Source organism: Synechococcus sp. CC9902 (assembly GCF_000012505.1).
Lineage (GTDB): Bacteria > Cyanobacteriota > Cyanobacteriia > PCC-6307 > Cyanobiaceae > Parasynechococcus.
Genome location: NC_007513.1, coordinates 488554 through 513791, shown reverse-complemented (window position 1 = coordinate 513791; position 25238 = coordinate 488554). Strand labels below are relative to the sequence as shown.

31 protein-coding genes are annotated in these 25238 nt (G+C 57.4%); 14 read left to right on the top strand and 17 right to left on the bottom strand.

The genetic code is table 11. From position 1 onward, the window contains the following. The first annotated feature begins 73 nt into the window (after window positions 1–73). Window positions 74–1069 (top strand): CNNM domain-containing protein, encoded by a 996-nt coding sequence (locus SYNCC9902_RS02505; protein WP_011359316.1) that lies wholly within the window; start codon window positions 74–76, stop codon window positions 1067–1069. A 227-nt stretch (window positions 1070–1296) separates the two neighbouring features. Here SYNCC9902_RS02505 and SYNCC9902_RS02500 read toward each other — a convergent pair whose 3' ends face one another. Beyond that, entirely contained in the window at window positions 1297–1524 is a 228-nt protein-coding gene (locus SYNCC9902_RS02500) for a hypothetical protein (RefSeq protein WP_041424811.1), read from the bottom strand. 209 nt (window positions 1525–1733) lie between these two features. On the opposite strand from SYNCC9902_RS02500, the gene SYNCC9902_RS12355 reads away from it, so the two are divergent. The 4 genes from SYNCC9902_RS12355 (at window position 1734) to SYNCC9902_RS02480 (ending at window position 5692) form a co-directional block, all read left to right on the top strand. Next, complete coding sequence (locus tag SYNCC9902_RS12355; protein WP_156771043.1) at window positions 1734–1907, top strand: hypothetical protein; 174 nt, start codon at window positions 1734–1736, stop codon at window positions 1905–1907. 131 nt (window positions 1908–2038) lie between these two features. Beyond that, on the top strand, window positions 2039–3433 hold the full coding sequence (locus tag SYNCC9902_RS02490) for a GTP-binding protein (protein WP_156771042.1): 1395 nt from the start codon (window positions 2039–2041) through the stop codon (window positions 3431–3433). Window position 3434: 1 nt separating this feature from the next. After that, on the top strand, window positions 3435–4016 hold the full coding sequence (locus tag SYNCC9902_RS02485; protein WP_011359313.1) for a nicotinate-nucleotide adenylyltransferase: 582 nt from the start codon (window positions 3435–3437) through the stop codon (window positions 4014–4016). Beyond that, window positions 4016–5692 carry an NAD+ synthase gene (locus SYNCC9902_RS02480; RefSeq protein WP_011359312.1) on the top strand — a complete coding sequence of 559 codons (1677 nt, stop codon included), beginning with the start codon at window positions 4016–4018 and terminating at the stop codon, window positions 5690–5692. Before SYNCC9902_RS02485 ends, SYNCC9902_RS02480 begins: the two co-directional genes overlap by 1 nt. Before the next feature lie 107 nt (window positions 5693–5799). Here the strand turns inward: SYNCC9902_RS02480 and SYNCC9902_RS02475 are convergent, their stop codons facing one another. The 14 genes from SYNCC9902_RS02475 to SYNCC9902_RS02410 all read right to left on the bottom strand — a co-directional run bounded on the left by SYNCC9902_RS02475 (window position 5800) and on the right by SYNCC9902_RS02410 (window position 15487). After that, a complete protein-coding gene (locus SYNCC9902_RS02475; RefSeq protein ID WP_011359311.1) occupies window positions 5800–6252 on the bottom strand; it encodes a YchJ family protein in 453 nt (150 codons plus the stop codon). Beyond that, the gene (locus tag SYNCC9902_RS02470) at window positions 6252–7307 is read right to left on the bottom strand and encodes a DUF3326 domain-containing protein (RefSeq protein WP_011359310.1); all 1056 of its coding nucleotides are present in this window, start codon (window positions 7305–7307) and stop codon (window positions 6252–6254) included. Before SYNCC9902_RS02470 ends, SYNCC9902_RS02475 begins: the two co-directional genes overlap by 1 nt. After that, the gene (locus tag SYNCC9902_RS02465) at window positions 7304–7495 is read right to left on the bottom strand and encodes a hypothetical protein (protein ID WP_011359309.1); all 192 of its coding nucleotides are present in this window, start codon (window positions 7493–7495) and stop codon (window positions 7304–7306) included. The genes SYNCC9902_RS02470 and SYNCC9902_RS02465 overlap by 4 nt, the downstream gene beginning before the upstream one ends. Beyond that, complete coding sequence (locus SYNCC9902_RS02460) at window positions 7492–7833, bottom strand: 2Fe-2S iron-sulfur cluster-binding protein (protein ID WP_011359308.1); 342 nt, start codon at window positions 7831–7833, stop codon at window positions 7492–7494. The genes SYNCC9902_RS02465 and SYNCC9902_RS02460 overlap by 4 nt, the downstream gene beginning before the upstream one ends. 32 nt (window positions 7834–7865) lie before the next feature. Next, entirely contained in the window at window positions 7866–8567 is a 702-nt protein-coding gene (locus SYNCC9902_RS02455; protein ID WP_011359307.1) for a putative 2OG-Fe(II) oxygenase, read from the bottom strand. Between the two features lie 67 nt (window positions 8568–8634). After that, complete coding sequence (locus SYNCC9902_RS02450) at window positions 8635–9588, bottom strand: F0F1 ATP synthase subunit gamma (protein WP_011359306.1); 954 nt, start codon at window positions 9586–9588, stop codon at window positions 8635–8637. Between the two features lie 13 nt (window positions 9589–9601). Then, window positions 9602–11122, bottom strand: a complete 1521-nt coding sequence (gene atpA, locus SYNCC9902_RS02445; protein WP_011359305.1) for a F0F1 ATP synthase subunit alpha — start codon at window positions 11120–11122, stop codon at window positions 9602–9604. Window positions 11123–11179: 57 nt separating this feature from the next. Further along, window positions 11180–11728, bottom strand: a complete 549-nt coding sequence (atpH, locus tag SYNCC9902_RS02440; protein WP_011359304.1) for an ATP synthase F1 subunit delta — start codon at window positions 11726–11728, stop codon at window positions 11180–11182. Next, the gene (locus SYNCC9902_RS02435; protein ID WP_011359303.1) at window positions 11728–12210 is read right to left on the bottom strand and encodes a F0F1 ATP synthase subunit B; all 483 of its coding nucleotides are present in this window, start codon (window positions 12208–12210) and stop codon (window positions 11728–11730) included. Before SYNCC9902_RS02435 ends, atpH begins: the two co-directional genes overlap by 1 nt. After that, window positions 12210–12674 (bottom strand): F0F1 ATP synthase subunit B', encoded by a 465-nt coding sequence (locus tag SYNCC9902_RS02430; RefSeq protein WP_011359302.1) that lies wholly within the window; start codon window positions 12672–12674, stop codon window positions 12210–12212. The genes SYNCC9902_RS02435 and SYNCC9902_RS02430 overlap by 1 nt, the downstream gene beginning before the upstream one ends. Window positions 12675–12743: 69 nt before the next feature. After that, entirely contained in the window at window positions 12744–12989 is a 246-nt protein-coding gene (gene atpE / locus SYNCC9902_RS02425) for an ATP synthase F0 subunit C (protein WP_009790499.1), read from the bottom strand. 169 nt (window positions 12990–13158) lie between these two features. Continuing rightward, the gene (atpB, locus tag SYNCC9902_RS02420) at window positions 13159–13884 is read right to left on the bottom strand and encodes a F0F1 ATP synthase subunit A (protein ID WP_011359301.1); all 726 of its coding nucleotides are present in this window, start codon (window positions 13882–13884) and stop codon (window positions 13159–13161) included. A gap of 24 nt (window positions 13885–13908) precedes the next feature. Beyond that, the gene (locus SYNCC9902_RS02415) at window positions 13909–14244 is read right to left on the bottom strand and encodes an ATP synthase (protein ID WP_041425292.1); all 336 of its coding nucleotides are present in this window, start codon (window positions 14242–14244) and stop codon (window positions 13909–13911) included. 46 nt (window positions 14245–14290) lie between these two features. Next, complete coding sequence (locus SYNCC9902_RS02410; RefSeq protein ID WP_011359299.1) at window positions 14291–15487, bottom strand: class I SAM-dependent methyltransferase; 1197 nt, start codon at window positions 15485–15487, stop codon at window positions 14291–14293. 118 nt (window positions 15488–15605) lie between these two features. On the opposite strand from SYNCC9902_RS02410, the gene SYNCC9902_RS02405 reads away from it, so the two are divergent. From SYNCC9902_RS02405 to SYNCC9902_RS02385, 5 genes are all read left to right on the top strand, one after another. Further along, on the top strand, window positions 15606–18524 hold the full coding sequence (locus tag SYNCC9902_RS02405; RefSeq protein WP_011359298.1) for a phycobilisome rod-core linker polypeptide: 2919 nt from the start codon (window positions 15606–15608) through the stop codon (window positions 18522–18524). Between the two features lie 174 nt (window positions 18525–18698). Then, window positions 18699–18854, top strand: a complete 156-nt coding sequence (locus SYNCC9902_RS12350; protein ID WP_156771041.1) for a hypothetical protein — start codon at window positions 18699–18701, stop codon at window positions 18852–18854. An 81-nt stretch (window positions 18855–18935) separates the two neighbouring features. Continuing rightward, window positions 18936–19421, top strand: a complete 486-nt coding sequence (locus tag SYNCC9902_RS02395; RefSeq protein WP_011359297.1) for an allophycocyanin subunit alpha — start codon at window positions 18936–18938, stop codon at window positions 19419–19421. A 39-nt stretch (window positions 19422–19460) separates the two neighbouring features. Continuing rightward, on the top strand, window positions 19461–19949 hold the full coding sequence (gene apcB / locus SYNCC9902_RS02390; RefSeq protein WP_009790505.1) for an allophycocyanin subunit beta: 489 nt from the start codon (window positions 19461–19463) through the stop codon (window positions 19947–19949). Window positions 19950–19954: 5 nt separating this feature from the next. Continuing rightward, complete coding sequence (locus SYNCC9902_RS02385; RefSeq protein WP_011359296.1) at window positions 19955–20155, top strand: phycobilisome linker polypeptide; 201 nt, start codon at window positions 19955–19957, stop codon at window positions 20153–20155. Between the two features lie 88 nt (window positions 20156–20243). Here SYNCC9902_RS02385 and SYNCC9902_RS02380 read toward each other — a convergent pair whose 3' ends face one another. Then, window positions 20244–21047 carry a TlyA family RNA methyltransferase gene (locus SYNCC9902_RS02380; RefSeq protein ID WP_041425288.1) on the bottom strand — a complete coding sequence of 268 codons (804 nt, stop codon included), beginning with the start codon at window positions 21045–21047 and terminating at the stop codon, window positions 20244–20246. A 96-nt stretch (window positions 21048–21143) separates the two neighbouring features. Here SYNCC9902_RS02380 and SYNCC9902_RS02375 point away from each other — a divergent pair, with 96 nt between their 5' ends. The 4 genes from SYNCC9902_RS02375 (at window position 21144) to SYNCC9902_RS02360 (ending at window position 24767) form a co-directional block, all read left to right on the top strand. Next, on the top strand, window positions 21144–21344 hold the full coding sequence (locus tag SYNCC9902_RS02375; protein WP_011359294.1) for a hypothetical protein: 201 nt from the start codon (window positions 21144–21146) through the stop codon (window positions 21342–21344). Window positions 21345–21461: 117 nt separating this feature from the next. Beyond that, window positions 21462–22679, top strand: coding sequence for an FtsW/RodA/SpoVE family cell cycle protein (locus SYNCC9902_RS02370; RefSeq protein WP_011359293.1), 1218 nt, complete (start codon window positions 21462–21464; stop codon window positions 22677–22679). Between the two features lie 118 nt (window positions 22680–22797). Beyond that, complete coding sequence (locus tag SYNCC9902_RS02365; protein WP_198001767.1) at window positions 22798–23487, top strand: cytochrome c biogenesis CcdA family protein; 690 nt, start codon at window positions 22798–22800, stop codon at window positions 23485–23487. Beyond that, window positions 23487–24767 (top strand): cytochrome c biogenesis protein ResB, encoded by a 1281-nt coding sequence (locus SYNCC9902_RS02360; protein ID WP_011359291.1) that lies wholly within the window; start codon window positions 23487–23489, stop codon window positions 24765–24767. Before SYNCC9902_RS02365 ends, SYNCC9902_RS02360 begins: the two co-directional genes overlap by 1 nt. On the opposite strand, the gene queF is transcribed toward SYNCC9902_RS02360, so the two are convergent. Further along, a complete protein-coding gene (gene queF / locus SYNCC9902_RS02355) occupies window positions 24755–25168 on the bottom strand; it encodes a preQ(1) synthase (protein ID WP_011359290.1) in 414 nt (137 codons plus the stop codon). The genes SYNCC9902_RS02360 and queF overlap by 13 nt on opposite strands. Window positions 25169–25238: the final 70 nt, after the last annotated feature.

Here is a 25238-nt window from a genome sequence, read left to right as displayed (position 1 = left end):
ATGTTGATCAGGATGGCAGTTCACGAAGCCTGACTGAGCGCGACCGATACGATGGATTGAGTGTTGGTCAGCAATGAGCTCCGATCTTCTCCTGCTGATCGTGCTTGTGTTGGTAGTGCTGCTCGGTTCTGCCCTTTGCTCGGGTGTGGAAGCTGCCCTGTTAACGGTGAATCCGATTCGAGTGCAAGAACTCGCTGCACGCGAGTCTCCTGTGGCCGGAGCTCGACGGCTGGCCAAGTTGCGAAAACACCTCGGCAGAACGCTGTCTGCACTGGTGATTACCAACAACGGCTTCAATATTTTTGGCAGCTTGATGCTGGGTGGCTATGCCGCCTGGGTGTTTGAACAGCGCGGTGTGAACAGTGCAGCACTGCCACTGTTTTCCATTGGCCTCACAATTCTTGTGATCTTGCTTGGGGAGATTCTTCCCAAGGCTCTGGGTAGCCGCTTGGCCCTCCCTGTCGCCCTCGCTAGTGCGCCCTTACTGCACTGGCTAGGAATTCTGTTACGCCCGCTTGTGGTTCTCCTGGAGCGAATCTTGCCGGCACTCACCGCGGAAGCCGAGATCAGCACCAACGAAGACGAAATCCGGCTCCTCGCTCGCCTTGGCTCCCAAAAAGGAGAAATCGAAGCGGATGAAGCCGCGATGATCGGCAAGGTGTTTCAACTCAACGACCTCACGGCCCGAGATTTGATGACGCCCCGTGTAGCCGCTCCAACACTGGATGGCAGCTTGAGCATTGAGTCTCAACGGACTCGACTGATGGAGAACAATTCCCCATGGTGGGTGGTTTTAGGCGACCAAGTGGACAAGGTTTTAGGCGTTGCAAGCCGAGAACATCTCCTCACCGCTTTGCTTGAAAACCGCGGTCTGCTCACACCGGTCGACCTTTGCGAACAGGTGGATTACGTGCCTGAAATGATCCGAGCCGATCGACTTCTCACAGGCTTCAGAAAAGACAGCGGCGGCGTAAGAGTCGTTGTTGATGAGTTTGGCGGCTTTGTTGGCGTGATTGGAGCCGAAGCTGTGTTGGCAGTTTTAGCTGGATGGTGGCGTAAACCCGCTTAAGCAATGACCTCAAACCGCAACGATCAAATCAAATTCAACAGTCGTATTCAACTTCAGAAAGACGTTGACGACGCTGAATGTCGTTGTCCTTCATCTGTGATTCGTCGTAGTTGAGGCCCTTGATTGGGCAAGCAACAGCACGAAAGGGTTGATGCTTGCCTTCTTGGACAATGGTCCCAATGCTTTTAGAACCGAGTAAATCAAGAATCACTGATTAAAAATAAAAGTTAGGCGTGAACCAAAGCTTTTCCTTTGACTTCCAAGTCTGCATTCACCCACATCACGCCTTTCGCGGTAATGAGCGACAACATCACGCGGTCATCACGGAGAAGTCGGTAGGTGGACAACTCCTGTCCGATCAAATCTTTGGCGTGGTTTGTCGCACTGTGAAGATCAGAGTGGTTGGAATCATGCTCCCAACCATTGGAAGTGAGTTTTTCTAGTCGGACGGTCATGGTGCTTTTTAAATTGTCCGTACACGCCAGGATTGGCACAAAAAACAACGGCTGCAAGAAAAAAATGGAAACAAATACCGAAATAACGGAATCGCTTTGGGATCACAGATCAAAAACCCAAGAAAACGCAGCTCAAATCCGAGTAAATCCTCGTATCGATTGCAACATTCCTCGCCATCCAAAACCGTGAAAACACGTCAGCGGGATGAATGGTGATCCTTCTGATCATCGACAATTACATCGACATCAACGATCGCCACATCTGCGCTGACGTCCTGTTGACCAACAGTTGCCTCGGCAAAAATCTTTTTGATTTGACGGATCGTGAAAACAATAATGAGCGAAAAAAGAAGAATGCGAATCACGGATTCTCCCCTGGCTGACTGGCCTGACCAACCTTCAGCGTAGCGGGGCCAAGACACCACAAAACATGGTTAAGCAGGGAGCAACGATTGGGGACACCTCTCGAACAACCCTGAAGTTGCTCGCTTGCATGGCCTTTTAACCTGAGGGTATGGATCAGGGTCGATTCCAGATCACAGCAAGCCAGGCTGTTTCGGCTCACTCTGCAGGCCTGTCCGAAGACTTTGTCGGCGCAACACCAGCAGGTCCAAGTCCACGGCCTCCTGCCGTTCCACCTCCGACCGTGGTGCGCTGCCGGGAATTGCTCGATCAATGGCGCCAGAGCCTCCGCCTATCCCAGCGCGAACAGGGACTCCTTGGGGGAGAACTCGTCCAGCTCGATCGACAGTTGCAACGTCTGCAGCAACACACCCTGCGAATCGCGGTGTTTGGCCGGGTTGGTGTTGGCAAGTCGAGTCTGATCAACGCTCTCATTGGTGAGCCCCTACTGGCCACTGATGTGGCCCACGGCAGCACGCGGAGCCAGAGAGGTGTGGTGTGGCCCGTCTCAATCGCGGACCTCAACCGTGTTGAGCTGGTGGATACACCAGGGATCGATGAAATCAATGCCGCCGGTCGAGCGCGATTGGCATCCCGGGTGGCCATGGGGGCTGATTTGGTTCTGCTGGTGATCGATAGCGATCTCACCCGGACAGATCGCGAGGCACTGCAAACATTGCTCAGCTGCGGCAAGCCTTTACATGTGGTGCTCAACCGCAGCGACCGCTGGCCAGAACAAGAGCGCTCGGCACTGTTCAACAGCATTCGCTCCCGCCTTCCCGGAGACCTGCCACTCACCGTGGTCGCCGCAGCACCGCGGCAGGCCAAACTCCAGCCTGACGGCCGCGTTCGCAGTGCACGCACCCCAGCCCAGGTTGACGCCCTAGAACAAGAGCTGAAGAGCCAACTCTCACGGGAAGGAGTGCTGCTCCTCGCACTCCAGGCCCTGCGACAAGCCGATAAGTTCCAGCGCAACTGCCAACAGCTACGGCTTCAACACCACCGCCGCAGCGCCCAAGGTCTGATTGGTCGATACGCCGCGGCCAAAGCGACGGGGGTGGCGATCAACCCAGTACTGGCCTTAGACCTGGCTGGGGGCATGGCCTGCGATACAGCCTTAGTGGTGCAACTCAGTCGCCTCTATGGTCTCCCCCTAACACCGAAAGCAGCCCGACAGCTGCTCACGCATTTATCTGGAAATAACGCACTACTTGGGGGCATTCAACTCGGCCTCAGCGCGCTGAAGCAGATGCTGTTGTTGTTAGTGCCGATCAGTGGCGGCACCAGCTTGGCCCCCGCCGCACCGGTGGCGTTCGCCCAGGCGGCACTGGCGGTTCACGCAAGCCGTCGCACCGGTCAACTCGTGGCCCAACACCTACTCCACCCATCGGGTGGTCAACCCGGAGCGCTGCTCGAACGATTGGCCCGACGCGATCCCGTCGTGCGTCACTGGCTGCATCGCTGGCCATTGCGTGCACAGCAAGACCTCCGTCCTTTGCTGCCTTGACATGGTGCAACAACGGATTGCCCTCTTCGGAACCAGTGCCGACCCTCCAACCCGAGGACACCAGGCCCTCCTGGAGCAACTCCTGCATCGCTACGACCGCGTGGCCACATGGGCAAGCGACAACCCAATGAAGCAGCACGGCGCAGCGCTGTCCGTGCGGGCCATGCTGTTGAAGGCGTTGGTCGAACAACTGAACAGTTCAAATCTGGACCTCGCCCAAGACCTCAGCAGCCCATTCACGATGGTGACGTTGCAACGCGCCCATCAACGCTGGCCTCAACACAACCTGGTGTTTGTAGTGGGTAGCGACTTGGCAGCTCAAATCCCCCATTGGAAACAAGCTGATCAGTGGCTCAGCCAATGCCACATGGCGATTGCCCCACGCCAGGGTTGGCCTCTCACCGCGATGGCACTGGCCGATTTGACCCGATGCGGAGCCTCTGTTGAGGTGTTGGATGTGGAGATCCCAGCGAGCGCAAGCTCTGAGCAACGTCGTGCCCCCCAGCCTGAGCTGGTCCCCAGTGCCGTGTGGCCCCTCCTGCTCGAGCACAATCTTTACGGTCTCAATCCCACCCCCTGCTGATGCGCCTTGCCCTCGCCCAAATCAATCCACTCGTGGGTGATCTGCAGGGCAACGCAGAGCGCATTCTTGTGGCCGCCAGCGAAGCCCAACGCGACGGGGCCGATGTGTTGCTCACCCCCGAACTCTCACTTTGGGGGTATCCACCACGAGACCTTCTGCTCCAGCCCGCCCGCATCGCTGCTCAAGCAGAGCTGCTCCAGTGGATGAGTCAGCAGTTGGATAGCGATCTCATCGTGCTGGTGGGTGTTGCCTTACCCACCGACGATGACCGCGCCCCCGGGCTCACCAACAGCATTGCCCTCGTGGATCGGCGGGGATGGCGCGCCGTTGCCCACAAACAACTGTTACCCAGTTACGACGTTTTTGATGAGCGTCGTTATTTCCGACCCGGGACGGGGCCAAACCTGTTGCAACTTCCCAACGGCCAACGACTGGGGCTCACGATCTGCGAAGACCTCTGGGTAGACGACAACCTGCAGCGGGAACGTCTGGCGGGCCCCGACCCAATCGAACAATTGATCTCAGAGCAGCCGGATGTGGTGATCAACCTCGCTGCATCCCCCTTCGATGCGGACAAACCGTTGTTGCGACAAAAGCTGGCCGCCACGGCAGCGCGCCGCTTGAACTGTCCAGTGGTGTATCTCAATCAAGTCGGAGGCAACGACGAATTGGTCTTCGATGGCGGCAGTTTTGTGATGTCTGCCTCAGGAGATCCCCTACTGGAACTCCCATGCTGCTGCGACCAGGTCAGTCTTTGGGACAGCGAAGCCGAGCCCGCCAATCGAGATCAAGGCCCTGATGACCCGCTGGATCGACTGTTCCGAGCCCTCGTGCTGGGGGTTCGGGATTACGCCCGCAAGTGCGGTTTTCAAAAAGCACTGTTAGGCCTGAGTGGTGGGATCGATTCAGGGCTCGTTGCCGTAATCGCCACCGCAGCCCTCGGTGCCGATCAGGTATCAACACTGCTGATGCCGTCGCCCTGGAGTTCAGCAGGATCGATCGACGATGCCATTGCCCTGGCAAAACGGCTGGGACTGAAAACCACGACCTTGCCGATCCGTCCCTTGATGGATGGCTTCGACACAACCCTGAACCCTGCACTTGGTGCCGATCCAAACGGGGTAACCGCTGAGAACCTGCAATCCCGCATTCGCGGCACCTTGCTGATGGCGGTGGCGAATCAGGAAGGCCAATTGCTGTTAACCACCGGCAATAAATCTGAATTAGCCGTTGGGTACTGCACCCTTTATGGGGATATGAATGGTGGGTTAGCCGTGATCGGCGACCTCTACAAAACCAGCGTATTCGCGCTTTGTGACTGGCTCGACAGCCCAGCATCCCGGCACTGCCGTGGGGACTATCACCTTCCCGAGCACGGAGAGTTGGTGGGCGATGCCATTCGACGAAAACCCCCCAGTGCTGAACTACGACCTGATCAAAAAGACAGCGACTCGCTGCCGGACTACAGCGCTCTCGATGCCTTACTTAAGGATCTGATCCAAGAACGACGCCACGGTGAGGACTTGATCGCCGCCGGCCATAACCCTGCACTCGTGTCCCGCGTTGAACAGCTGCTGAAACGGGCCGAGTTCAAACGCCGACAAGCGGCGCCCCTGCTCAAAGTGAGCCCTCAGGCCTTTGGCAGTGGATGGAGGCTGCCGATTGCCTGCGGCTGAGCCAGATTGAAGACCATCGAGCTGAGCGCCCCATGGCAGCTTCCATCCTGTCGGCTCCGATGATTGGCTCCGCTAAGCACGATTTAGTACATAAATCGTGAAAATAATTAAACAATGTCGTGCCCTTGCGAAAGGGGGGCGAGGGCTTTGATGTACTGCCAATCGCCATCGGTTCTTCCACCGCGTCGTTGAAAGAGCGACGTTTCCCGCAACACGCCCTCTCGATGGCGGGCTTCAAAAACCACCGTTCCCGCCATGTCACCTACGCCTCCATCGGTGCAGGACAGAATGCGAAGGCCCATCCAGCGCGTGGCCCGAGAACTGCGGCGCAGTTGCTGTCGTCGCTCCGCCTCAGGCACATGAGCTTCCGGATGGGTGACCAGCAAATACTCCAACTCACCCTTCACAAACGCCGAGTAGCGCGAACGCATCAGCTGTTCAGCCGTTTCGGCACGCTGATCGCCGCGGTGCAGGGGGCCACAGCAGCTGCGATAAGCACCGCCCCCACAGGGGCAGGGGCCTTGATCCGTCGACAGCGCAAATCCCTTGCCCTTGGGCATCACTGAATCTCCTGCAACGGTGGCAAGGGCCTCCCAAGTGCAGCTGGACTAATTCCTGCTCGCAGCGCCACAACCAACCCAGCGGCCTCGGCATAACTGCTGGCCTGAAACACCCCCGACGACAGCCCTAAAACCTCAGGCGTCACAGACAACAGCGAGGGATTCGCCACGCTGATCACAGGAATTCCACGCTCCACACACGCCAACACCGCCTCTCCCCCAAGGGCACCTTCGGGCACCACTGCGGCTCCGATCTGGGATGCATGAACATCGCCAGTGAGCGCCGCAGTGGTGTCGATCAAGTCCGGCGCCCGGCTCAAGCCCACCAACACGCAGGCGAGAAATGTATAACCCAGTTCCTCAGCGGCTGCTCGAGGGTCGAGATGGGGATCCAACGGCAGTGGCGCAAGGGCCGGAGCATGGGCACAGGGAATCTGCAGCTGACGCACCAACAGATGACTGATCACCGCCTCAGCCCCCGCCAGCGCATCGACACCGCTGCCCTGGCGATACGACGTGAGCGCGTCGCTACCGGGATCCTCTGGAAAACGGGCCACCACAGCAATCGCTGTTGCTCCGGCATCACGCAATCGCTCACCCGCACGCAACAGCGCATCGGGCCGTTCCAAACTCCCCCAACTGGCGCCACTTGGTCCGCGATCGAGGGACACCCCTAGGGACTGATCCGAACGCAGCACGGGTCCGATATCCAAACCCAGAGTGGCGCGACAAGCCTCGGCCACCTGAATCTGGCGCTGAGCCAGCTCAGCTTCAATCCCAGCATCCAGGAGCAGGCCGATGCGCTGCCGACGGACCGGTCGTAGCGCCCAATCGCCCGCTGCAAAACGATCCAGGCCATACCCCTCCACGTAGTGAATGCGGGGATCACTCCAATACAACGCCGCCCCATTCATCACGTTGGGATGAGTGATCAAGCAGCCACTCGCCGCAGCCAACAAACGGGCACTGGGCAAAGCATCACCGGCATACCCTCCGATCTCACAACCGATGCCCGTGGGCACCACCATCAGGGTGGGCAGTGGTGCTGCACTCATCCGATACAAACCCCCTCCACCTGGAGACAACGGGCACCATCGGCGGCCGTTGTCAGACCCGTAATGGCCCAACGCAGCAACTCAACATCTGGATCACTGGCAAGTTCAGAGCGAACCCATGCGCGCAACTCAGTGGTGGAGACATGCTCGGGCCAGCTCAGCTGACGCTGCAGGCGAAGCAGCTTCACTTTTGATACTGACCGAACTGGGCTTCGTATAAGGCATCTTCTTGGCCCGTTTTGAGGGTGAGATCAGCACGGGGGAAGGACACACATAACAAGGCATAACCCTTCTCCTGAAGGTCGGATCGAACACCCATGGCATCGGGCTGATCGACGCTTCCAGCTGAAATCACCGCTGCACAGGTAGTACAAACGCCTGTACAGCAGGAGCTTGGAAGATTGATCCCTGCGGCTTCCGCCGCGTTCAGCACCGTCTGGTCAGCCCGACATTTGAATTGATGGACTTCACCCTCAATCTCAGCAGACACGGAATAGGTGGCCACGGCCGCCGATGGGTCAGACATCCCGTCAAAACTTTGCTCTCCAAGTGATTCTCTCAGGCAGCGGGTGGGATTTGCTGGACCCACACGTTCGGATGCGGCGCCAAGTATTCCGCCGGATCGTCGCCATCTGGGGCCGTGAGCACAAAATCAAAACTGATCGAACAACGCAACGCCTCTGGATCCGTGTTGGGCAAAACGCTGTGGTCCAAACGGGAGGGAAACAGCACCAACAGCCCGGCCCGAGGCGCAAGGTCCCAGTGATCGGCATTGAGCGGATGTCCTTCAGCGATGGGGCCTCCATGGCCAACAGCGAGTCCGGGAACAAGTTCATTGATCCGATGCGGCGCCTGAAGGCGCAGCACTCCCTCCTCGCCTGAACCGCTTCCGGTGAGGTAAAGCACAGCGCTGAGATGGGCATTGGGATGGTGATGACGACCGACCACCTGATCCCAATCGCTCAGCACGGGCCAACATCGCTGGAGGTGCAAGGCCACTTGAGAACGCTCAAAGCCCACTGCTTCGAGATAAGTCCACACCTGATCCACAACCTGCTGCGTCAGCGCCGCGAAATCTGGGTGCTGATGCAATTGCCACGCGCCATGGAGATCGCCAGTCCAGGCACATCCATCTGCGGGATTTCCGGTCGCATCCCCTCGCAAGGCAAACAGCACCTGAAGCTGCCCTGCCACATCCAAAGGATCCAAGGCCAACTGCACCGTTGCGATGGCAGTGGGAAAGAGCTGATGAAGCTGCATTGTCATCACCCCATTAAAAAAGCCGGCCCCCGAAGGAACCGGCCATCAACACAATCAAAGGGAACGATTAACCACCGGCAGCAGCGGAGCCACCCACCACTTCCAGAATTTCTTGAGTAATCGCTGCCTGACGCGCCTTGTTGTAATCAAGGGTCAGCGTCTTGGCCAATTCCTTGGCGTTATCACTGGCGTTGTTCATGGCTGTCATCCGACTCGCCAATTCTGACGCAGCCGATTCCTGCAAACAGCGCAAGAGCTGGTTTTGCAAGTACAACGGCAGCAAAGCATTGAGCAGCTGATCAGGGCTTTGCTCAAAAACGATGTCAGACGGAATTTTGGGAGCGGTATTAGCAGAACTCGTACCGGGTTCCACCGTCAAACGACCCTGATCGGTGGTGAGATTGAAGATCTCATCCTCGGGATCAGCGATGTCTTGCGGGTCGAGGGGAAGCAGCGTCTGGAGGACGGGTTTACAGCTCACCAAGTTGATGAACTTGGTAAACACCATCTCTACCCGATCCGTCCCGGCTGCCATGAATTCAGCCAGCATGTCGGTTGCAATCGTGTTGGCCTCATCCGCTGTAGGGACCTGCTCCAAACCAGTGATTTTGGCCTGGATTGGGTAATCCCGATTGGAGAAGTAACTGATCGCTTTGCTGCCAATCACCACGAGCTTCACATTGAAGCCCTTACCCTTCAGCTCAGCGAACCGTTGCTCAGTGCGCTTGATGATGTTGGCGTTGTAACCACCGCAAAGACCACGGTCGCCAGTGATGGCAACAAGCGTGATCGTTTCAACGGTGCGCTGTTCCATGAGTGGAGCATCAGCCTCTTCAAAGCGCATCCTGGATTGAAGATTTTCCAGGATGCGAGAGAGACGATCAGCGAAGGGCCGGCTCCTTAGAACCTGCTCCTGGGCACGACGAACCTTGGCCGCTGCCACGAGGCGCATGGCCTCAGTGATCTTGCGGGTGTTCTTAACAGATTTGATCCGGTCGCGGATGTCTTTGAGATTTGCCATGTCGGCTGCTCCGTCAGTTGGCCGAAGCGACCATGGTGGACACGACTTCGCTGATAGCGGCCTTCAGAACGCTCTCAGCTTCAGGGCTCAGCACCTTCTTCTCCTGAATTTCATTAATGAACTCAGGCTTGTTGGATTTGAGGTACTCGCGCAGTTCGCGGGAGAAGTTGACCACTTGATCCACGGGAACAGCATCGATCAAACCCTTCACACCGGCGTAAACGATGGCGACCTGCTCAGCCAAAATCAGCGGGCTGAATTGAGGCTGCTTGAGCAGTTCACGCAAACGCTTACCGCGGGAGAGCTGCTGTTGTGTTGCAGCATCCAAATCGGAGGCGAACTGGGAGAAGGCGGCCAGTTCATCGAACTGAGCCAACTCCAGCTTCAAGGTGCCAGCAATTTTTTTGATCGCCTTGGTTTGCGCAGCACCACCAACACGACTCACGGAAATACCCACGTTGATCGCAGGGCGAAGGCCGGAGTTGAACAGGTCTGAGCTGAGGAAGATCTGACCATCCGTGATCGAAATCACGTTGGTAGGGATGTAGGCGGAAACGTCACCGGCTTGGGTTTCGATGATGGGCAGCGCTGTCATCGAACCTTTGCCCATCGCGTCGGACAGCTTGGCTGCACGCTCAAGCAAACGGCTGTGGCAATAGAAAACATCACCGGGATAGGCCTCACGACCGGGCGGACGGCGCAGCAGCAAGGACATCTGGCGGTAGGCAGCCGCCTGCTTGGAGAGATCGTCGTAGATCACCAAGGTTGCTTTGCCCTTGTACATGAAGTACTCAGCGATCGAAGCACCGGTATATGGAGCCAAGTACTGAAGTGCTGCTGGCTCTGAAGCGCTAGCGGCAACAATCACGGTGTAGCCGAGGGCGCCGCGCTCACGCAGGACTTCAACGACGTTGGCTACGGACGCAGCCTTTTGGCCAATGGCCACGTAGACGCAGATCATGTCCTGATCTGCTTGGTTCAGGATCGTGTCGATCGCGATGGCGGTTTTGCCGGTCTGGCGGTCACCAATGATCAGCTCCCGTTGGCCGCGACCCACAGGAATCATTGCGTCGATCGCGGTGATGCCGGTCTGCATCGGCTCATGCACCGATTTCCGTTGAATGATGCCAGGGGCCATCGATTCGATCAGCCGCGTCTCCGAGGCAGCGATGTCGCCTTTGCCATCGATCGGACGTCCGAGGGAGTTGATCACGCGCCCCAACATGGCGTCGCCCACGGGGACGGAAGCAATCTTGCCGGTGGCTTTGACCGTGCTGCCTTCCTGAATACCAAGGCCTTCACCCATCAACACCGCGCCGACGTTGTCGTCTTCGAGGTTCAGAGCGATCCCTTCGGTGCCGTCTTCAAATTCGAGAAGCTCACCTGCCATGGCCTGTTGGAGGCCATAAACACGGGCGATTCCATCACCCACCTGCAGAACGGAACCGACATTGCTGACGGAAACTGACTTGTCGTAATCCTCAATCTGCTGTTTGAGGATGGCGCTGATCTCGTCGGGACGGATGGAAACCATGGCTTGTGATCCCAGCGGGGATATAGGAAAAGAGGGGCGGTAAAAGAGGTGGTGGGTTCAGCTCGCCTTGGCGAGTGCCAGACCGAGGCGACGGACCTGACCAGCCAGGCTGGCATCGATCACTTGAGAGCCGAGGCTGACAACGAAACCGCCAATCAAGGCGGGGTCGACGCTGAGGTCGATATCGACCTTGGAAGTACCGGCCATGGCCTGCACTTTCTTGGACAGTGCCGCCTGTTGTGCTTCGGAGAGTGGCTTGGCGGAACGGACTTGAGCCAAGGTGATGCCCTGCTGTTCGCGATACAGCTCAAGGAAACGGTTCATCACCGCTTCAAAGGCCTGTAGTCGCTGACGATCCGCCAGAACCTTCAGAAGGTTCATGAGAGACGGCGTCACCTGCTCAGCCAAGAGACCTTGAAGGGCCTTTTTCTTGGAAGAGGGCTCAAGAACAGGCGACACCATGGCGTCACGAAATTCAGCTGAGCTGTCCCAAACGCTCAAGAGCTGCTTGCACTGCTCCGCCACCGTTTGGGATTCACTGCGGGCTTCAGTCACCTGAAGCAAAGCTTCGGCGTAGGGAGTCGCTAGGGAATTAAGGAGAGGCATCAGGCGTTCTCCAGATTGCGAATGGTGGAATCAATCAACCGAGACTGCGCTGCGTCATCGAGACGGCCAGGCAGATCAGTCAGCACCTTGTCGATCGCGGCCATAGCGGCTTCGCGACGCAAGGCATCTTTGATCCGAGACGCTTCGGCATCGGCATCGGCAGCGGCGCCTTGCTTGATGGCAGCCATCACGGAAATCGTGCGTTTCTCGCCTTCAGCGCGAATCGCTGCTGCACGCTTTTGGCCATCGATTCGAATCTGCTCCGCTTTTTGCTGGGCAGCAGCAAGCTCAGATTGCGCCTTGGTGAGCTCTTCAGATGCCGTTTTTAAACGTGCTTCAGCATCTTGAAGGTCCTGGAGAATTGCAGAGCGACGACGCTCAAGAATTCCACCCAGGAATCCACGAAGGAACCAAAACAGCACACCGATGACGATGGCCAGGTTGACCAGATTGGTCTCGAGGGGATTGAAATTGAGATTCATCAGGCAGCCAGCAATCGGTCAATGATCGTGGTGCTGAGCTGATCCACTTTGCCCTTGAGTTGAGCTCGCGCAGATTCACGCTCGGCTTCAATACCGCGGCGACTCTCTTCCTTCGTGCGATTGGCTTCAGCTTCGGCCTGAGCGAGCGCTTCGCGGTAGAGGCCATCGACCTCCTGTTCCGCATCGACGATCACGGACTGAACGGCCTGTCGAGCACCCTTCAGCTGTTCAGCCAAATCAGCTTCCAGACGTTCAACCTGGGCAAGCTTTTGCTTGGCGTCAGCACGGCTGGTGGAAATAAAGCCCTCTCGATCTTCCACGACCTTGCCGACCGGACGGAAGAAGAGAGCATTGAGAAGGAAGGTGAGGAGAACCACCTGAACCGCCATAAGCGGAAGGGTGGCATCGAGGTCAAAAAGACCTCCCTCCGGAACACCTGCTTCAGCGAGCAGAAGCCAGGTCATGGAAGGGTGCGCTGGGAAGGAATCGAAACGTGGGTATCAGTGAGGGGGACTTGAAGTCCCCCGGTCTGATCAGGCGAAGGGGTTGGCGAACAGGAGCACCAGAGCAACCACCAAGCCATAAATGGTCAGCGATTCCATGAATGCCAAGGACAGCAGCAGGGTGCCGCGGATCTTGCCTTCGGCTTCGGGCTGGCGGGCGATGCCCTCAACAGCGCCGCCGGATGCGGTGCCCTGACCGATACCAGGGCCAATTGCGGCGAGGCCGACGGCCAGGCCAGCAGCCACAACAGAAGCGGCGGAGGTGATGGAATCCATGTTGGGTGGGATAAGGGGAAGCGCTACGGAGCGCTGAACTGAATTGGGTTGGGGATCGGTTCCCCCCGCGCAGGGACACTCTTGTGAAGAGAGGGCCCGGTTGCAGTCCGGACCTACGCGCGGATGTGTTTAGCAGATCGCCAGGTAAAAGCGAAAGGGGGTGGGCCTTTTAATGGGCCTCGTGAAGACCTTCACCGATGTAGAAGGCAGCCAAGGTCGCGAAGATCAGAGCCTGAATGGCACTGGTAAACAGACCAAGAAGCATCACTGGCAGGGGCACGATCAAGGGGACCAAATAAACCAGCACTCCCACGGCCAATTCGTCAGCAAGGATGTTTCCAAACAGACGGAAGGAGAGGGAGAGGGGCTTGGTGAATTCCTCGATGATCTTGAACGGGAGCATGATTGGAGTTGGCTCCACATACAGCTCGAAGAATCGCAATCCCTTGCGGCTCAGACCCGCATAGAAGTACGCCAACGACACCAAAAGAGCCATTGCCACTGTGGTGTTGATGTCCGCGGTTGGGGCACCAAGCTCACCCTCAGGCAGCTCGATGATTTTCCAAGGAATCAGCGCTCCGCCCCAGTTGCTCACAAAAATGAACAGGAAGAGAGTGCCGATAAACGGAAGCCAATCGCGGTAATACTTCTCGCCGATTTGATCCCTGGCCAGATCTCGGATGAAGTCCCAAAGGAACTCCAACAGGTTCTGCAGACCTATCGGGTCACGCTTCATGCCACGGGTGCCAACAAGCACAAAGGCCAGAAGAATGCCGATCAAGATCCAGGAGCTCAGGAACACCTGGCCATGCAGATACAGATCACCGATCTGCCAGTACAGGTGGTGGCCCACTTCCAGTTCGGCAAACGGGAGTGAGAGGGGCATTAAAGCCATGGGTGCAGAGAAAAGTGCTCAGCCTCAGCTGTCGAAGACGTGCTGAAGAATCAGGGCGGGCTTGTAGAGAAGGAATCCCAGGAACGCAGGCAGCAGATCGAGCTGGGGCAGCTTGGCCGCTCCAACCACAAGCAGGATTGGAACGATGAGCTGAAAACGCCCCAGTCCACGGGACTGGTCACTGAGCCTGGCCACACTGCGGGCAAGAAGACGCACGTACAAAAGTCCGGCGCATGCACCCACAAGAACACTGCTAGCAACTGAAAGATTCATGGTGAAGGCCACGATCGGAACCGTGACGAGCGACACCAGAACGGTGGCTAACAGCAGACGGCGCTGAAGACGGTAAAAATCCTCCAGACGACACCTGAAATGGCGCGCGGAATCTATCACGCGTCTTTCGCCCCTACTCCCGCAACAAAAGAATTTGACGATCAACAAGATCTCTTAAAAGGTCTGGCGACCCCATCGATCCCAGGGCTGCATCGGGCTGAGCATCGACACAGCGGAGCAAATCTTTCGCTGCATCGCTGAGCTGGATTGGTTCCATATTCCGGCCAAGAATGGGATCCGGCTCTCCCCACAAGCAAGGCTGCCGGAGGCCTTTTGCTGCAGCCAGCTCGTCGTCGGTTCGAGAACTCTTGGTGATGGGAGCCTTCGACAGGAAAAACTCGAAATGGCTGATGTCTGGATCGAGTTGCTCGATCAAGCACCACTGCTGAGAGACGGGTAACGCTTGGGCCCTCTCCAACAGCTCACCGTTCAGCAACCGAGCTGGATCCCAAAGCTCTGGATTCGAGAAACCAGCGAACTGCAAGCCTGCGGTTTCGATGAACGCAAACAAACGTTCGAGGTTGTAGCTGGTCTCCTGTGGGTGGAGATACATGTCGGCAAAATTGGCATCGGGAGCACAGTCGACAGACCAGCGCTGCTCATGGTGACGACGCAACCGATTGGATTCAGGCAAAGTCTCGAACAAGTTCCGGCCCAAACGCAGGCCATCTCCGCCGGTTCCGGCCTGAAGCAGTGTCAGTGCTTTTTGAGTGCGGTGGATTTCCCAGCGCCCTGCATCGGCATATAGAAATAGATGAAGAAGTCCCTGGGGAGCGAGGAGGTCTGCAAGGGCGGCAAGCCCTGCTTCTGGCTCCCGAAGATGGTGCAGCACGCCAACAGAGTTGATGTAATCGAAGGGCGTTTCATCTCCCAAATCCAAAAGACTGCGCTGCTCTTGCCTTAACGAACGAACACCCTGACGAGCTTCGGAGCGTTCCAGGCGCTCCCGCGCCACCGCCAAGGCTCCATCGCTGATATCAACAGCAACAACCTCAGCGCCAGGATTGAGGTGGCACAAATAATCCGTGCTGACGCCGGTGCCACAACCCGCGTCAAGGATGCGTGGCTGCTGCTGCCCCGCTGGGATCACGCCATGCACGGAGGCCAACACGCTGCGGTGGCACCAACGCCAGTTGTACCCAGGAGGTGGACCATCCTGAAGCGGATCCCCAGGGAAGGGGAAGCGGTCATAAAAAGCACTCACCACTGGAGTGGCGGCATCACTGGGTTGGACTTCTTTCATCAGCCATTCAGCAATGCTGCCGAGCATTTCATGGCGATGCCACGACCCATCTCGACAGCAGAGGGGCCTGCAAACATTTGTTCATAGGGAGGCAAACCAACAAGGCACGAGCCGTAACCTGACCCGATCTGGTTTGCTTCCGTCGATGACAGTGACCGCCAGCAGCGGCAGCCCGCGCGTGTCTCCTCAGCTGTTCGACACCCTGCCGCTCTCCAGCGTTCGTCAGGCTGAACAGCAGGACCGCTTCCCTGATTCAGTCGAGCTGTCCACGCTGGTGACCTTTTTCCGGAGCGGCCAAGACCGGCTGGAAGCCGCCCGAATCATGGCGGCCAATGCAGAAGCGATCGTGGCGCGAGCAGCCAATCGCATTTTTGTTGGCGGCACACCACTGTCGTTTTTGGATTCACCTCTCACCACGGGTGAGGCCATTCGAACCACCGATGCAACCCCACTTGCCTCGGACCAAGCCGCATTCCAAGACTCAGTTCGCACCTTTACGGGCGATAGCGACAGCACGAAAAGTGGGAATTTTCTCAGCCGATTACTCGATGGCGCCGGGGGAGATGCGGATGTGCGCGTCGTCCTGCCCACTGGTTTCAACGCCATCAGCGTTGCGAAGTACGGTCCCGCCTTCATGCGCAAATCCGTGCGGGATATGGGCTGGTTCCTGCGCTACCTGGGCTATGCCCTCGTGGCTGGAGATCCCAGCATCCTTGCGGTGAACACCAGGGGGCTGCGCGACATCCTGCAGGCAAACTGCTCGTTGGCTGCGACCAACGTTGCCCTTCAGGAGATGCGGGCTGCATCAGCGCTTCTTTTGAAAGATCGGCCAGAAGCACGCCAATTGGCGATCGACTGTTTCAACGTGTTGTTGAAAGAGCTATCGATTGCCACACCGAGCACCCGGCAGCGACTGGGAAGCAAGGTTCAGCAGGGATTACAACTACCTGCCATCTATGCGTTGGCCTCCGAAGGAAGCCAACGTTTCGAAATGCGGCCTGGCTTATCAGGAGCAGAAAAGGCGGAGATCATCCGTGCGGCCTTCCGCCAAGTGTTTGAGCGGGATATCGCCAAGGGATATTCCCAAAATCCTTGCTCTGTGGAAGCCAGCCAGGTTGTCCAGGGCCAGATTTCCATGCGCGAATACGTACGCGCCCTTGGTCGTAGCAAAGAATATCGACAGCAATTTCACGATCGGTTTGTGAACAGCCGTGTGGTGGAGCTGGCCTATCGCCACTTCCTCGGTCGTGGGATTAGCTCGATCGAAGAGTTCAGAAAATCCTTTGCAATCCTCAGCGCCCAGGGCCTGAATGGTTTGGTCGATGTTTTGGTGAACTCCGCCGAATACGCCCAAAATTTTGGCGAAGAAATGGTTCCTTACCTTCGCGAACTTGGCGAGGAAGCCCAGGAAAGCGCTGGTTGGGGCTCTAACCGCAAATTGTTCAACTTCAGTGCACCGTTTGAAGGGGCACCGCAGTACATCACTCTGTACGCGTCCTACCGCCAACCCTTCGCCGATCAGCACGTCTACGGAGGCAGCAACGATCCTGTCGGGAATCAGTACGGCGCCATCTTCCCCAGTGGAACAGCGTCGGTCCGCACACGGCCCGCGCCCTATGGCTATGACAGCCGTCGCCTGCTGGTGAGCAACGGCATGGCCTCTCCCGGGCAGATGAACAGCACCCAGTTCCGAAATAGCCGACCCCGCAAGGTTGGCCCACGGGTGATGCGTCTCCAACAGATTGCCACCGGTGGTTCCGTCAATCCAAAACGTGGAGGGCAACCCAGCGTTCGAAATACGGAGTCCAGCACCCAAGCCGTGATCAATGCGGTGTACGTCCAGGTTTTAGGAAATGCTGGTTACGCCGGCGAACGGCTGACTTCAGCGGAAGCTCGCCTTGAAAACGGAGACATTTGTCTTCGTGAGTTTGTCCGAAGCGTGGCCCGCTCTGATGCATTCCGGCGCCGCTACTGGAGTGGCCTCTACATCATCAAGGCGATTGAAGTCATGCATCGGCGCCTCCTCGGACGGCCAACCTTTGGACGCTGGGAAATTGATGCCTTGTTTGATACAGCCGCACGCCATGGGTTCTATGGCGTGGTGGATGCACTCGTCAACGGCGAGGAATACAAGGATTGCTTCGGGGAAGACACCGTTCCGTACGAACGCTTCATCACCCCGAAAGACTTGAATGTGAGACGAACCGCCACGCTCACGCGCGACGTGAAGCAATTCGGTTACGACAGCTCGTCGTTCGTCCTGGGAAGTCGCCCTGATGCGAGCACCACACAAGTGTTTCGAGGCAGCGGTGACGTCACACGACGGAATTTGGCCAGCGCAGCCAAAAGTTCCAGCGCTGATTGGACGAGCCTTGCCCGTAACTTCAGGCAAGGCGAAGACCTGCAGTCAAGCCTTCGCTTGATTCGCCTCGGCGAACCGATTGGAGGTGGCCGATCAACGCGTGGTTTTGGGCTCTCGAAAACGAGATCGACATCCTCAGCACCACCACTCACCCCGATGACTGGGGCTCTATCTGCTATCTCCGGCGCAGATGGCTACCGACTCCGCTCAAGCCTGCCAACAAATCTTCGGTTAAATCGGCCTTGCTCCGAAAGTGATTTGCGATCAATCATTGATGCCACTTACAAGCAAGTTCTCAACCGAGTTCCGCTACAAGATGAGCGTTTGATTGAAGCGGAATCAAGACTCCGCAACAGCGACACATCGCTGAATCAATTCGTTGAAGAAATCGCCATGAGTGATGCCTTCCAGACGAGGCTGTTCAACATGGCGCCCCTGAGAGCAGCGTCAGCGGCAACGTTGGCTCTGCTTGGTCGAGCCGCGGCCCCTGCAGAGGTGAGCCGTTTTCTCACGATCCGAGCTCAAGCGGGTCAACCCGCTGCCGTTAAGGAACTACTCGAGAAGCGACCTGATGGGGACACCGTTCCACGCATGGATGGCATGAATACCCGTGCAGGCGTGAGCCAAGCAACTCTGCAGCGAACAGCTGCGCTGTATCGCGGTAACGCCGCGATCAATCCGTCCACGGAGGACGCGATCTAAGGCCCCACAAGGTCGGATCATTCACGATTAACCAAGCAATATCGCTGCTCAAAAATTGTGTCTAAAACGTTCCGATGAGGCTCCTCATCGGAACGTTTTCTTGTTGGAAATTGACAAGGATGTAAGGAAGGGAATCCACTGCGGCCCAATGGATTTCACAAACGGAGCCTGGCCATGAAGAACTGTTACCCAAGCCCAGGGCATTGGGCCAGCTCAGAGCAGAATGCCTCAGCCGACACGTTGCGCTCGAGAGCCACACCGATTCTTGTTGATCGTTGTGAACACCTCGATGCAAAACGCTTCGACACCCTGTCTCAGCCTTTACTCTGAGACTTGATCCTTCGGGATCTTCCACCTATTCACCGGATATCGGTCTCCTACGGGCGGCCGCTTGCTTCGAGGCAGAACTGCATGAGCATCGTCTCCAACTCGATCATCAACGCGGACGCCGAAGCCCGCTATCTAAGCCCTGGCGAACTCGACCAGATCAAGGCTTTCGTAACTGGCGGTCAGCGCCGTTTACGGGTAGCTCAGGTTCTGTGCGAAAGCCGCGAGCGCATTGTTAAGCAGGCCGGCGGCCAGCTTTTCCAGAAGCGTCCTGACGTCATTTCTCCCGGCGGAAACGCCTACGGCGAAGAAATGACTGCCACATGCCTGCGCGACATGGATTACTACCTGCGCCTGGTGACTTACGGCATCGTTGCTGGCGACGTCACACCGATCGAAGAGATCGGTGTGATTGGCGCCAAGGAGCTTTACCGCTCTTTGGGCACGCCTTTAGAAGCAATGGCAGAGGCCGTGCGTGAAATGAAGAATGTCGCCATGGGTCTTCTGACCGGCTCTGACGCCGATGAAGCAGGTACCTACTTCGACTACGTGGTGGGCGCCCTCGCCTGAACACGCTGCTGACTTTCCTTCACGCCTCCCCACGCATCCATGCAAGACGCCATCACCAACGTCATCAATAAGTCCGACGTCCAAGGCTTGTACTTGGACACGGCCTCGATGACCAATCTCGAGTCCTATTTCGCCAGCGGTGAGCTGCGGGTTCGGGCTGCTGCCACGATCAGCGCCAACGCTTCCGCGATCATTCGCGACGCTGTCGCCAAGGCGCTGTTGTACTCAGACATCACCCGTCCGGGTGGAAACATGTACACCACCCGTCGCTATGCAGCTTGCATTCGCGATCTGGACTATTACCTGCGCTACTCCACCTACGCCATGCTGGCCGGCGACACCTCCATCCTCGATGAGCGTGTGTTGAATGGCCTCAAAGAGACCTACAACTCCCTCGGCGTTCCCATTGGTGCCACCGTTCAGGCCATTCAGGCCATGAAAGAGGTCACCGCAGGCCTAGTCGGCCCCGATGCGGGCAAGGAGATGGGTGTGTACTTCGACTACATCTGTTCCGGCCTCGGCAACTGAAGCCCATGCGGTTGTTCAAAGTCACCGCTTGCATCCCCAGCCCTGAAAAGGTTCGGGCGCAGCGAGAACTACAAAACACCTTCTTTACGAAGTGGGTCCCCTACGACAGCTGGTTCGCTGAACAACAGCGCATCCAAAAGCAAGGGGGACGCATTATCAAGGTGGAACTCTGCACCGGAGGCCGACAAGTAAACGTCGGCAACTAATCACTCACCTTCGGTGATGCAAAAGCCCGGCTTCAAGGCTGGGCTTTTTGTTTGGCCAACCTCACCCCTGCATCCTTCACTCGACGACTCACTGAAGCGTTGACTTCACCAAGCGCTGGAGATCGTATTCAGGAGCGGTGCGGTTGGCTCCGAGCCAGAGCACATATTCATGGTTACCAGCCGGACCCGTAATCGGAGAGGCGACGATCCCTTGGGCGAACCAATCAAGCTCTTCTGCAGCGGTGATCACCATCTCGATCGCATCGCAGTGGGCCACCGGATCACGCACCACCCCACCCCGTCCGACCCGATCACGGCCCACCTCAAATTGCGGCTTCACCAGCACGAGCGCTTCTGCATCAGAACCGTGAAGCAAGCGACGTAAAGCCGGCAGGATCAACCGCAGGGAAATAAACGACACATCCGTCACCGCCAGCGTGGGCCAAGGATCTGCCTCGCCGTACAAGGCCTCGGGCTGTAAGTGACGCAGGTTGGTCCGCTCCCGCAAGACCACCCGATCGTCGGTGCGCAAGCTCCAAGCCGTTTGTCCATACCCCACATCCACGCCATACACCCGTTTGGCACCGTGCTGCAGCAAACAGTCGGTGAAACCACCGGTAGAGATACCGCCATCCAGGCAGATGCGTTCCTGCACCGAAATCGGGAATGCAGCTAGCCCCGCCAGCAATTTCTCACCACCGCGCGACACAAACCGTGGCGGATGCTCCACCTGGAGCTGCAGCGTGTCCTTTACGTCGTGACCGGGCTTATCCAAAACAGTGCCCGCTCCATCGCGCACCTTGCCAGCACGGATCAGCTGCTGCGCCTGCTGCCGGGAGGCCACCAAACCTCGGGCCACAAGTTCTAAATCGAGACGCTGTTTTGACGCCATTCCGTCATAAAAGCAGACCCGATCCCAAAGAAAACAGGACATCTAGGCCTCGAATCGAATTCCGACGGGAGGATCGCCTCAATCGACCGTCACGACGTGTCCAACCACCCTCTTCAACTTGCCCAGGTGGTTCCTCTGCTTCGGCCGGGAACATTCGTGACCCTGGAAAATCAACCGGCTGATCTTCCACCATTCCAAGTGCTGCATTGCCGTGGGGGACGCTGTTGGGTAAGGCAACAGGCTTGGGGACGTCACATCCAGTGGGAAGTTGAACATGGACGTTTAAACGCCGCCTAAAGACGCCCATATCGACTGCAAACAATCAATAATTCAGCTGTTGTTTTTTAACAACAACGCCTTGGCAAAACCGCGAGATCGCGGCTCAATAGGACAACTTTCCAAACTGCCAACCCGTTGCTGAACGCTTCTGCCTCACGTCGTCGTTCTGTATCGCGCCAGCGGGTGAAGCAAGAACAGGTTGGACTCTTTCAACGCTTGATGCCACTTCCCTGGCAACTGTGGCCAGCAGAAGCGCGGCTACTCGTTGGTCTGGCTGCGTTTTGGAGCGTGGCAGGCTTGGTGGTGTTGGCATCCGCCAGCTGGTGGGTGGCGCTGCGGGAGATGGGCGATGGCGCTTTCTACGTGAAGCGCCAAACGATCTGGCTGCTCGCCAGCTGGAGCCTGCTAGGCCTCACGGTGAGCATCGATCTGCGGCGACTGCTGAAGTGGGCGGGGCCAGGGCTGTGGATGGGCTGCATCCTGATCGCCGCCACCCTCGTAATGGGCACCACCGTGAATGGAGCTAGCCGCTGGCTGGTGGTGGGCCCGCTGCAGATCCAGCCCTCGGAACTGGTGAAACCCTTTGTGGTGCTGCAGGCCGCCAACCTGTTTGCCCCCTGGACACGGATGAACATCGACCAGAAGTTGCTCTGGCTGGCGAGCTTCGGGGGGTTGCTGTTGCTGATCTTGAAACAGCCCAACCTGTCCACCGCTGCACTAATGGGCTTAACCCTTTGGATGGTGGCCCTTGCGGCTGGGCTGCGTTGGCGCAGCCTGCTGGGAACTGCCTTTGCCGGCGGAGCGCTCGGCACCGCCAGCATCTTGATTAATGAATACCAACGGCTGCGGGTGGTGTCGTTCCTCGACCCCTGGAACGACCCGATGGGTGATGGCTATCAACTGGTACAAAGCCTTTTGGCCATCGGCTCCGGCGGGGTGATGGGTCAGGGCTACGGGCTGTCCACCCAAAAACTGCAATACCTACCAATTCAAAGCACTGATTTCATCTATGCGGTTTTTGCAGAAGAATTCGGCTTCGTGGGATCGCTGATGTTGCTGCTGTTCCTGATGCTGGTGGCCTGGGTGGGCCTACGGGTGGCGTTGCGCTGCCGCAGCAACCAAGCGCGACTGGTGGCCATTGGCTGCTGCACGATCTTGGTGGGGCAATCGATCCTCAACATCGCCGTGGCCTCTGGAGCCATGCCCACCACAGGCCTGCCGCTACCGATGATTAGCTACGGCGGCAATTCGCTGATGTCCAGCCTGGTGATCATGGGGCTGTTGATCCGCTGCTCCTTGGAATCGACAGAATTAATCGGACGCCGTTCAAACGGTCCACTTAGAACGATTTAGACCAAGCCTTAGGCCCAAACAATCGCAATTCAACGAGCAAAGCCAATCGCAACGTCCCAGAACTGGATAGGCTCGTATTGCGTGGTAGGTGTCTGTGGACTGGTTGCTGCTCTCCGAAATGGCCCAGCGCAGTGAAGCGCTTTTGAGCAGTGCGTTAGCGAACCCTGGCCCACTCACCATCGCGCTTGTCTTCGGCGGCGGGGCATTAACAAGCTTGGGACCCTGCTCGCTCTCGCTTCTTCCCGTAACGCTGGCATACCTGGCGGGTTTCGAAGACGGACGCACACCATGGCAACGCAGCTTGGCTTTTTGCTGTGGAATCGTTGGCGCACTCGTTGTGCTGGGGAGCTTGAGTGGACTGCTAGGAAAGATTTACGGCCAAATGCCAGCGTTGGTGCCGAGTCTGGTGGCCATTCTTGCGGTTGCCATGGGCTTAAATCTGCTGGGCCTCCTACGCATTCCCCTTCCTGCTGGACCTGATCCAAACAGTTGGCGCAACAAAGTTCCTGCCCCTTTTGCACCAGTGGCAGCGGGCCTGGCTTTCGGCGTTGCAGCCTCACCCTGCACCACACCAGTGGTCGCTGTTCTTCTTGGTTGGATTGCCCAGAGCGGTCGACCGTTAGTGGGGGTAGCGTTATTGACAAGTTTCGGCATCGGTCAAGTACTGCCCTTACTCGTTGCAGGAACGTTCGCGGCCAGCGTTCCAAACCTGCTTAAACTTCGACCCATTGGACGATGGGTGCCTCCCATCAGTGGAGTCGTTCTTCTCACAACAGGTCTGCTCACTCTGCTTGCACGCTGGAGCTGATGAAACGCCTGATTGCCTGGCTTTCGGACCTTCGGGTTGCGATCGTGCTGCTGTTCTTGATCGCTCTCGCCAGCGCCGTTGGCACCGCAATTCCACAAGGGGATGCTCCACGCAGCTATGTGGAGGCCTACGCCACGCGGCCTTGGCTCGGATTACTCAACGGAGAGCAGGTCCTTCAGCTTCAGCTCGACCATGTGTATTCCAGCGTTTGGTTTCTGTCTCTCCTCGCATGGCTCGGCTTGGCGCTGATTCTGTGCAGCTGGCGACGCCAATGGCCGGCTCTGCAGGCTGCAAGGCGATGGATTGATTACAGCAACCCTCGCCAGCTCAGCAAACTCGCCATTGCAGAAAGCCTTCCTTGTACAGATTCCAACTCAGCACTTCAAGCCTTTTCAACGGTTTTAAGCCAACAGGGCTGGCGCCTCGAGCGCAAAGACAACCGCCTTGCAGCCCGTAAAGGCACCGCAGGACGGGTTGGTCCCTTGCTGGTGCACACCGGTTTAATCCTGCTGATGCTGGGGGCTGTTTGGGGAGTCCTGGCAGGAAATCGCCTGGAACGGTTCCTCGCCCCAGGCCGCACCCTGGACCTACTAAGCCGCGATGGTGACTCCCAGGTATCGATTCTCTTGGAAGCCTTTCAAGTGGACCGCGACCCTGCTGGACGGGCTGAACAATTTCGCTCTCAGTTGCACCTCGAGGAAAACGGAAACTCGCTCGATCGCGAAATCAGCGTGAACCATCCTCTGCGACATCGGGGAATCACCATTTATCAAGCGGATTGGTCGCTCGCCGCGATCACCCTTCAAATCGGCCGAAGCCCACAATTACAGCTTGCGCTCCGCAGCTTCCCTGAGCTCGGCGAACAAGTGTGGGGACTCGTCTTACCGACTCGACCGGATGGAAGCGAACCCGTGTTTTTGAGTGTTGAAAACGAGCAGGGACCGATCAATATTTTTGACACTGACGGCACACTGCTCACGCTGCTACGCCCCGGCGGGCCAGCCGTGGACGTGAAGGGTTTACCGATGCGGGTGAATTCTGTTCTTCCAGCAAGTGGCTTGTTACTCAAGCGTGATCCAGGCGTGCCATTGGTGTATTTGGGCTTCGCCGTGATGCTCATCGGAGGCGGACTCAGTTTGATTGCAACGCGTCAACTGTGGGCTATTGCCAGTGAAGGTCAGCTGCACGTAGGTGGCCTTTGCAATCGCAACCTCACCGCCTTTTCCAAGGAATTACCAAGCCTGCTCAGGCAAACAGCATTGGCCCATCAGCAGGGCTGACGGGTGCCATGGCTAACGCGTACGACCGTATGGACGTTGCCCCTTGGATTGAAGTCTGCTTCCAACTGCAACCAAACAGGATCACAGGCGGCCACCAAATCATCAACGATCCGATTGGATACCTCCTCATGGGAGATCGATCGATCTCGATAGCTGTTCACATACAACTTGATCGCCTTGAGCTCCACCACGCGGGGACCCGGCTGGTAAATGAGCCGGAGGACTGCAAAGTCTGGGTAGCCGGAAAAGGGACATTTACAGGTGAATTCCGGCAACTCAATGCTCACTTCATAGGCACGACCAGGCCGAGGGTTGTCAAAACAAATCAGCTCAGCCTCGTCAATCGCCCGTTCTCCATACAGGGGCGTCTCGGTCTGTTGTTGAGATGCGGCTCCAGTCAATGCTCAAAAGGAATCAATCTGGATCGACCTTAAGCAACACAGACACGGCAGTGTTCTGTAACAGCGATGA

Excerpts from the sequence above, each read along its gene's own strand:
- SYNCC9902_RS02435 (WP_011359303.1), bottom strand. The coding sequence starts at position 12,210 with ATGAATCTCAATTTCAATCCCCTCGAGACCAATCTGGTCAACCTGGCC.
- SYNCC9902_RS02455 (WP_011359307.1), bottom strand. The coding sequence starts at position 8,567 with ATGCAGCTTCATCAGCTCTTTCCCACTGCCATCGCAACGGTGCAGTTG.
- SYNCC9902_RS02480 (WP_011359312.1), top strand. The coding sequence starts at position 4,016 with ATGCGCCTTGCCCTCGCCCAAATCAATCCACTCGTGGGTGATCTGCAG.
- atpA (WP_011359305.1), bottom strand. The coding sequence starts at position 11,122 with ATGGTTTCCATCCGTCCCGACGAGATCAGCGCCATCCTCAAACAGCAG.
- atpE (WP_009790499.1), bottom strand. The coding sequence starts at position 12,989 with ATGGATTCCATCACCTCCGCCGCTTCTGTTGTGGCTGCTGGCCTGGCC.
- SYNCC9902_RS12350 (WP_156771041.1), top strand. The coding sequence starts at position 18,699 with ATGAAGAACTGTTACCCAAGCCCAGGGCATTGGGCCAGCTCAGAGCAG.
- SYNCC9902_RS02485 (WP_011359313.1), top strand. The coding sequence starts at position 3,435 with ATGGTGCAACAACGGATTGCCCTCTTCGGAACCAGTGCCGACCCTCCA.
- SYNCC9902_RS02470 (WP_011359310.1), bottom strand. The coding sequence starts at position 7,307 with ATGAGTGCAGCACCACTGCCCACCCTGATGGTGGTGCCCACGGGCATC.
- SYNCC9902_RS02385 (WP_011359296.1), top strand. The coding sequence starts at position 19,955 with ATGCGGTTGTTCAAAGTCACCGCTTGCATCCCCAGCCCTGAAAAGGTT.
- SYNCC9902_RS02410 (WP_011359299.1), bottom strand. The coding sequence starts at position 15,487 with ATGCTCGGCAGCATTGCTGAATGGCTGATGAAAGAAGTCCAACCCAGT.
- SYNCC9902_RS02500 (WP_041424811.1), bottom strand. The coding sequence starts at position 1,524 with ATGACCGTCCGACTAGAAAAACTCACTTCCAATGGTTGGGAGCATGAT.
- SYNCC9902_RS02505 (WP_011359316.1), top strand. The coding sequence starts at position 74 with ATGAGCTCCGATCTTCTCCTGCTGATCGTGCTTGTGTTGGTAGTGCTG.
- SYNCC9902_RS02430 (WP_011359302.1), bottom strand. The coding sequence starts at position 12,674 with ATGACCTGGCTTCTGCTCGCTGAAGCAGGTGTTCCGGAGGGAGGTCTT.
- SYNCC9902_RS02405 (WP_011359298.1), top strand. The coding sequence starts at position 15,606 with ATGACAGTGACCGCCAGCAGCGGCAGCCCGCGCGTGTCTCCTCAGCTG.
- SYNCC9902_RS02450 (WP_011359306.1), bottom strand. The coding sequence starts at position 9,588 with ATGGCAAATCTCAAAGACATCCGCGACCGGATCAAATCTGTTAAGAAC.
- SYNCC9902_RS12355 (WP_156771043.1), top strand. The coding sequence starts at position 1,734 with ATGGTGATCCTTCTGATCATCGACAATTACATCGACATCAACGATCGC.
- SYNCC9902_RS02365 (WP_198001767.1), top strand. The coding sequence starts at position 22,798 with ATGGCCCAGCGCAGTGAAGCGCTTTTGAGCAGTGCGTTAGCGAACCCT.
- SYNCC9902_RS02360 (WP_011359291.1), top strand. The coding sequence starts at position 23,487 with ATGAAACGCCTGATTGCCTGGCTTTCGGACCTTCGGGTTGCGATCGTG.
- atpB (WP_011359301.1), bottom strand. The coding sequence starts at position 13,884 with ATGGCTTTAATGCCCCTCTCACTCCCGTTTGCCGAACTGGAAGTGGGC.
- SYNCC9902_RS02475 (WP_011359311.1), bottom strand. The coding sequence starts at position 6,252 with ATGCCCAAGGGCAAGGGATTTGCGCTGTCGACGGATCAAGGCCCCTGC.
- atpH (WP_011359304.1), bottom strand. The coding sequence starts at position 11,728 with ATGCCTCTCCTTAATTCCCTAGCGACTCCCTACGCCGAAGCTTTGCTT.
- SYNCC9902_RS02395 (WP_011359297.1), top strand. The coding sequence starts at position 18,936 with ATGAGCATCGTCTCCAACTCGATCATCAACGCGGACGCCGAAGCCCGC.
- SYNCC9902_RS02460 (WP_011359308.1), bottom strand. The coding sequence starts at position 7,833 with ATGTCTGACCCATCGGCGGCCGTGGCCACCTATTCCGTGTCTGCTGAG.
- SYNCC9902_RS02380 (WP_041425288.1), bottom strand. The coding sequence starts at position 21,047 with ATGGCGTCAAAACAGCGTCTCGATTTAGAACTTGTGGCCCGAGGTTTG.
- SYNCC9902_RS02490 (WP_156771042.1), top strand. The coding sequence starts at position 2,039 with ATGGATCAGGGTCGATTCCAGATCACAGCAAGCCAGGCTGTTTCGGCT.
- apcB (WP_009790505.1), top strand. The coding sequence starts at position 19,461 with ATGCAAGACGCCATCACCAACGTCATCAATAAGTCCGACGTCCAAGGC.